We start from the raw sequence: 6,667 nt of genomic DNA, 5'->3' as shown, positions 1-6,667 counted from the left end.
AGTCACGGTGACGCTGCCCTCCGCCGGTCCTCTGGTGTCGGTGCTCGAAGAGACGGGCGCCGCCGTCGCCATCTGCCCCTCCCCTGTCCTTCGCAAGAGCATCCTGAAGCCTAAGGGCTTCGCACAATTTAGCGTCCAGGTCGGCAGGGGAACAGCAGGAGGGCTGCGGTTGATGCGGACCTGCAACCCGGATATCGTCTACATCAACACCATGACAATTCCGCTGTGGTTCGTTTTGGCGAAGCTGTTCAGGAAGCCGATCCTCACCCACGTCCACGAGGCGGAAGGCTCCGCTCCCAAACTCCTGAAGGTTCTTTTGTCGGCCCCGCTCCTGCTCTCGACGTCGATCGTCGCAAACAGCGCCTATAGCGCCTCCGTCCTAAGGGGCGCGTTTCGGGGCTTGTCCTCGCGCACCGTCRTCATTTATAACGGGGTCCCAGGCCCCTACCATCCTGAAGCGCCGCGCGCCGTCATCACCCCATCTGTCAGGCTCCTCTACATTGGACGCCTGTCGTCGCGCAAAGGAGTGGACGTTGCCGTCCGCGCCCTGAGTCACATCAAGCAGCGTGGCCTGGACGCTTCACTCGACATCGTTGGCGCTGTTTTTCCTGGTTATGAGTGGTATGAAACGGATCTTCGTGAATTGGTGGCAGCGCTCGGCCTCCAAGACGACGTGACCTTCCACGGATTTACGCCAAACGTCTGGCCGCACATCGCCCGCGCCGACGTTGTGCTCGTCCCCTCCCGGCTGGACGAACCTTTTGGAAACACCGCCGTTGAGGCCGTGCTGGCCGGACGGCCGGTTATTGTCAGCGACACTTCCGGCCTGCGCGAAGCCGCCGGAAGCTATGCGAGCGCCCAACTGGTCCCGCCGGGGGATGCGCGGGCGCTGGCCGCGGCAGTTGAAAAAGTGGTAGGCGACTGGGCCAGTTATCGGGATGATGCGCAGATCGACGCAGCCAAGGCCTTCACCAAGCACAGCTCCGAGTCATACGGCGCCCGGATCAGAGCTGAGCTGAAGGCTCTCTTGGCTTAACCGGGCCGCTTCCGCGCCGTCTTCCCTCCGTCGTCGGCAGCAAAGCCGCCGGCGGGTCATCGGTTGCTGCAGACAAATCATCAATGGCCGGGAGAAAGGAGGCGCCTGTTTTCCGGGCAAGGATAAGACCCACAGCCAAGGCCATCGTCGGCACGGACGTGTACATAGGGCTGAACAGGATGTTCCAAAGCGTAATTATGGACAGGAAAAGCACCAGTCCCGTGGCCCGCCGGCCAGCTACAGCTGTGACGATCCAATGAACCATGTGCGTCAGAATCAATGCGGCCGCCGCAACCCCTCCAAGCCCAAACAGCACCCAGAAGTCGCCCAGCACGGAGTGCAATTCGAAGTGGGTTCCGAGCATGTAGTTTTCCACATAGCCGTTATTAGGCGCGTAATGGATTGCTGCCATACCCGTTTTGGCCACCAAAATGTCTTGCAGTGACGGAGTTATCCCCACCCCAAATCCCCACGGCCGGGATTGAAACAACGCAGCAGTTGCGGCCATCTCGGGCCGCGCCCCCACGAGGAGGGATCCAGTCAATGCGATCTGTTCCACTGAGCGCTGTTGGGCACCCGCACCGAGGTAGCCGTCAACCAATAATCCGGTCCCCACGTTGTAGGTCACCAATATCAGGCTGGCGAAGGCAACCAGGGTCTTGGCCACCGATCGTCGGACGCTGCGCCCCTTCGGGATCATCTGCCAAATGACCAGCGTGAATGCGAGCATCAGCATCCCGAACAGAGACCTGGCATCGTTTGCCCCGGACACGATCGCCAACACCAGAAGCAGCGCCATGTCCACCATGCGCGGGCTTGGCCCCCATTTCCGGCGCGCGTAGCTGGCCAGCGACAACGCAATGACGATTGCGGGGACAGCGTACCCGAATTTCCAGAGGTTCTCCGTGGCGCGCCCCGCTCCTGAAACGCCCAGGACCAATCCAAACCCCAGGCCTAATCCCACGAGCCAATCCGGCATCAGCGTCCGTGCCCAGAGTATTACGCCGACTGTGAGGAAGAGGCTGCCAAAGACGACGGAGTTATTGAAGTAGCTGATGCGGTCAAATCCGTGGTCCGCCACGCTATAAGCAGACAAGAAAAAACCAAGGAGGAGGGCCGCCGCACCGATCGTCACGAAGCCTCGTCCTCCCCGGTAGCGCCCGAGGCTGGACAACCAGACAGGGCTGAGCGCCAACGCCGCAACATCGCCGAGGGTCAGCGCCTGATTGATCTCCTGGCGCAGACCCAACAAGACGAGCAGCACGAAAGCCACAACCTTCGCCGCCGAGTCCGGACGCGACGCGAAGGGGCGCGCGGACGGCCCGGCAGCTCCGGGGGAGCCACGAAGGGCGCTGTTCCCGCGGATCTCGGCCATCTTGGGCTACGAACCCGTGCGCACATGCGCGGGGTCGTTGTGCTCCTTGGTAACGGACACGGTCTTGGTCTTCGGTACGTCGCCGGGAGCTTGGGCCGCAGCTTTAGACAACGCACGGCGTCCGTCATTGCCGTAGCCATATGAGCGTTCGTTGCGGGATTCTTTTACTCCGTTCAGGATGATTCCCAGCACGTGGCCGTTGACCCCGTCGATCGCATCCAAGGCGGAAGCCAGTTGCCCGCGTCTGGTCGCCGCTGCCCGCGCGACGAAGACTGCGCCGTCTGTAATCCGGGACAACGCCAGGCTGTCCGTGACGGGAAGTAAAGGAGCAGAGTCCAGGACAACAATGTCGTAGTCCACTGCGCATGCCCGGACGAGTGCGGCCATGGCCTCCGAGTTGATCAGCTGATTCGGGTTCGGAGGTATGGCGCCGGACGGCAGGACATCGATGGTGCCCCAGGGTTCGATGACGTCCCGGAGTTCGGCAGCCCCGGCGAGCACGTTGCTGAGGCCGACCTGCCCCTCGATCTGACAGTAATGGGCAATTCGCGGTTGCCGGAGGTCGGCGTCGACAAGCAGAACCCGGTCGAACTTCTCTGACAGGGCCAGCGACAGATTCACTGCCGTCAGGCTCTTGCCTTCTCCCTCGGAGGCGGACGTCACGACCACTGATTGCACGGCGGCATCGGGATTGATGTATTCAAGGTTCGCTGCCAGGCGCCGGTAGGATTCGGCCGAGCGTCCGTGCGGGGTCACTCTCATGACAATGTCATTGGGAGTCCTGCGTCGAGCCCCCGGAATGGTGCCGAGCAGCGGGACATCGGTAACGCGCCGGAGGTCCTTCAACGCCTTGATCCGAGTGTCCAGCAGTTCCCGGCCCAAAGCGTAGATGACCGCAAGCACCAACCCAACCAGTGCTCCAGTTAGTGTGGAGAGCTGGGTGTTAGGCGCGAAAGGGTGTACTGGCGCCTGAGCCTCAGCTACTTGCTGCATGGCGACCGCAGGTGTTCCTACCGCAGTTCTCGGTGATATGCCTTGGACTGTGGTTGCTAGAGAGGAAGTTACGGCATTAGCGATCAGCGCTGCTTGTGCCGGGGAGGGATCAGTGACGGAAATGTCGATGAGTACCGTGTTAAGCGGCGAAACGGCTGAAACAGATTCACCCAGCTTTTCCGCGGTGGTATTGAGGCGCAGGCGAAGGATGACCGGTTCCAGCACCGAGGGCAATTTCGCCAACTGCGCATACGACTGCATGAGGTTTTGGGTATAGGTGGATCCCTGAACCAATTCCGACGTCGTTTCACCTCGCTGGGCGGACACAAAAACGCTGCTGCTGGCCTTGTACATCGGCGGGGTGCTCCGGGCATATCCGAAGCCAACGGCCCCACCGAGGAGAGTCAGCACACACAAGAGGGCCCAGCTGCGCTTCAGTGCCCCCAAATACTCTGAAAAATCCATATGCCCGTCTCCCAGATACGTTCTCGTTTCGATGCCTCATGCTACCGGCGGCAACCCAGCATTATTCGTAGAAGTCACCTTGTGAATTCCTGAATGGAGTCGAGGGGACCGGACCACGCAAGGCGGGACTGAAACCCCGCGGTCCGCAGTTTCTCGTCATCAGCCTGCGCAAAGGCAACAGGATAATCAATCCGCCGAATCAGCCACACCTTCTGCACCCCTTTCAATTTGTCCAAGGAATCTCCAAGAAGTCGCGAAGATCCGTCGAGAGTGCCGTCGGCGGCGCCCGGAACATGAAAAGTCAGGTCCAGCAGGCCGGAAAAAGCTTCGGGGTAAGCGACGGCGATGCGCCGCAGCGTTAGTCCCGTTTCGGCTTCCGAGGGCGGATATCGGGGACTGAAATACACCGCATCCTGCGCCTGTGCGTGTGCGCCCATGTACTCCGCCACCTCCATCCAATCAGTGCCGCTTTTCGCCTGGGCCTGGCGTTGCGAGAGGTAGATTGGAATGGTAAACAACACGATCATGACCCCCGCCGCAGCCCGCATCCAGTGTCTCGGTAGGAGCCGCGCGCCGGCAGCTATCAAGATCGCGACCGCCGGCGTACTCAGCGAAAGGTACCGCGGGTTGTACATGGGATGGATCAAGAGCGAATAGAGCCCGATGGCCAAAGTCGGAAGAACGATCTGCGGAACGATCCACACAAACCACTTGGGCAAGGAAGCCCTCCGGAGTGGGATCAACGCCCGTTGGACGGCGAAACACATCGCGAGCCAGGAAAGGCCCGCCAGCGCTATGGCCGCGATCACCCACGGTTCGTTCGTCCCCGTTCCGCCTTCTTGCGTGGTGGGCGTATCGCCTAGGAACCACTGGTTGACGACCACGTTTTGAATCCACCGTGTCCAGCCCAGATCTTGATCACTGACCTGGCCGCCTTGCCTCATCGACAGATACAGCACGGGCGCGCAGGCCAACATCCCCACAGCCGCGGCCAGGAGCCATCGGAACCGCTGCCGCCATCTGACGCCCCTCAGCGCCAGCAGCGTCACGGCATGTGAGGCAATCAGCAGGACCAGGTACAGGTTGATCGCTACGGATATCGCGGCAAACGCTGCGTAAGCGGTCCAATGCCGCGCTGTTTTGTGTCGCAGTGCCCCGACCAGGAGCACGGACAGCCAGACTGCGGCCGCAGCGCTGAAGGCATAGGACCTGGCCTCAATGCCCATCCACGTGACCCTGGGGAGCACCCCAAACACCAAGGCGCTCCACAATGCCAACCTGGATCCGCCCAATCCACGGGCCAGGACATATACACCGGCCGCTCCGGCTCCGACTGCCAAGGCGCTGGGCATCCGCAGGCTCAGGGCAGACTGGCCAAAAAATTCGATCCAAAAGTGCATCAGTAAGTAGTAAAGGCCATGGACGGCATCGACATTTTGGAGCATCCGCCATAACTCCGGAAGGCTACGACTTGCGCCGGTAATGGTGGCGGCTTCATCGGTCCACAAGGAGACCCGCCATGAACCAGCGAGAGCCAGCAACGCGGCGAAGCTGCCGATCAGCGCGGCCCGGGTGCCGTCCCGGAGTCCAGTTGCCCGGACAAACACCCAGTTTGGCCGTCGAGCCTGGACCACCTTAGCCGGCAGCGTGGAGTCAACGGCGGCGTGATCCGCAGATCGGAGCATGCTCCTCCTCGAACTCCGTGGCGCTGAGACGTGCGCCCGCGCAGTCGGCGGGGACAGCATGCGAGCAGTGCATTGGATGCGTCAGACCTCTGTGTGGAAGCAGCCCCTTGGACTATCTTTGAATCCTGCCATGATTCATCGCTATCTGGGAAGCAGCCAAATGCCCATAATTCTCGTCGTCTGTTCCGGAAACGTGTGCCGCTCTCCTTTGGCTGCAGCCATTCTGCGTGAACAGTACGGCCTCGATGGTCTGACTGTTCGGAGCGCGGGCACGGCGGCCATTCCTAGCCACTCAATGTGCGAACGCGCCTCCGCCATGACAGGTTCTGAGGGCGTCCCGGTCATCCACCGGGCGCGGGTCCTAACTGCCCAGCTGGTCGAGGACGCCGACCTCATCCTTGTCGCCGCTTACGAACACCGGACCGCCGTCGCTCGGTTGCGCCCGTCAGCCAGGCGGAAGACCTTCACGCTGAAGGAGGCCAGCGTGTTCATGCGGAGCGTAGTTGCTGTTCGGGCGCTGAGCTCTCAGGGCGGCACTGGAGCTCAGGAGAACACGTTGGGCCCAATTGTCCGGCAAATGAATGACATGCGGGGGGCCGGCAAGCTGGCCGCGCCCAAGCGATCCCTCGCCATCTTCCCCGGCCGGTCTTCAGATTCCACTGCTTATGCCGAAATATCGGACGGTCATTGGGGGAATGAGCGCGCGCACCGGAAAACACTCGAGGAAGTGGCCATCGCGAGTCGATCGATCGGTTCCGGGCTAGCGGGAATTCTGGGCGTCCCGCATTAGCCGCAAGCCGTCCCACGTTCCCATCGCGGCTGCCCGTAACGGCGGCAGGGGCCTAAGGAACTGGCGTCGACCCCCCCGCAGGAGAATGTCGCGGGCCGCGCGGATGGCCGTGCGCTTCCAGGCACGTTGTGCGTCCGGGCCAAGGTTCACGCCCGCAAAGAGCAACCTATTGCGGGCGTTGTAGTAGTAGTAGGTAGCCGACTTGGCCCGGTTCGCAGGGCTTGCCGCCGCGTCCGGGTGGGTGCCTCCTTCGTCGTGCATGGCAGGGACGCCGTGGACGACCCGGATTTTAGCGCCGGCGGCCAGAACCCGGTATGACAGGT

Annotated in this window: 5 protein-coding genes and 1 pseudogene; 2 read left to right on the top strand and 4 right to left on the bottom strand. The window is 61.8% G+C overall.

All coding sequences use genetic code 11. From position 1 onward, the window contains the following. Positions 1 to 1,036, top strand: a 1,036-nt coding sequence (locus tag AB4Y86_RS08880; protein WP_441401885.1) for a glycosyltransferase family 4 protein, incomplete at its 5' end; no start/stop codon positions are given. Here the strand turns inward: AB4Y86_RS08880 and AB4Y86_RS08875 are convergent. The 3 genes from AB4Y86_RS08875 to AB4Y86_RS08865 all read right to left on the bottom strand — a co-directional run bounded on the left by AB4Y86_RS08875 (position 1,005) and on the right by AB4Y86_RS08865 (position 5,554). Beyond that, entirely contained in the window at positions 1,005 to 2,309 is a 1,305-nt protein-coding gene (locus AB4Y86_RS08875) for a hypothetical protein (RefSeq protein WP_441401884.1), read from the bottom strand. The genes AB4Y86_RS08880 and AB4Y86_RS08875 overlap by 32 nt on opposite strands. A gap of 108 nt (positions 2,310 to 2,417) precedes the next feature. Beyond that, complete coding sequence (locus AB4Y86_RS08870; protein WP_441401883.1) at positions 2,418 to 3,869, bottom strand: polysaccharide biosynthesis tyrosine autokinase; 1,452 nt, start codon at positions 3,867 to 3,869, stop codon at positions 2,418 to 2,420. A gap of 74 nt (positions 3,870 to 3,943) precedes the next feature. Beyond that, the gene (locus AB4Y86_RS08865) at positions 3,944 to 5,554 is read right to left on the bottom strand and encodes a glycosyltransferase family 39 protein (RefSeq protein WP_441401882.1); all 1,611 of its coding nucleotides are present in this window, start codon (positions 5,552 to 5,554) and stop codon (positions 3,944 to 3,946) included. A 130-nt stretch (positions 5,555 to 5,684) separates the two neighbouring features. On the opposite strand from AB4Y86_RS08865, the gene AB4Y86_RS08860 reads away from it, so the two are divergent. Continuing rightward, a complete protein-coding gene (locus tag AB4Y86_RS08860; RefSeq protein WP_441401881.1) occupies positions 5,685 to 6,344 on the top strand; it encodes an arsenate reductase/protein-tyrosine-phosphatase family protein in 660 nt (219 codons plus the stop codon). Here AB4Y86_RS08860 and AB4Y86_RS08855 read toward each other — a convergent pair. Next, positions 6,315 to 6,667, bottom strand: a pseudogene (locus tag AB4Y86_RS08855) (glycosyltransferase family 2 protein); the annotation flags it as partial. The gene AB4Y86_RS08860 and the pseudogene AB4Y86_RS08855 overlap by 30 nt on opposite strands.

The organism is Arthrobacter sp. 2YAF22_2, from assembly GCF_052114645.1.
Lineage (GTDB): Bacteria > Actinomycetota > Actinomycetes > Actinomycetales > Micrococcaceae > Arthrobacter.
This window is presented reverse-complemented; position numbering and strand designations above follow the sequence as displayed.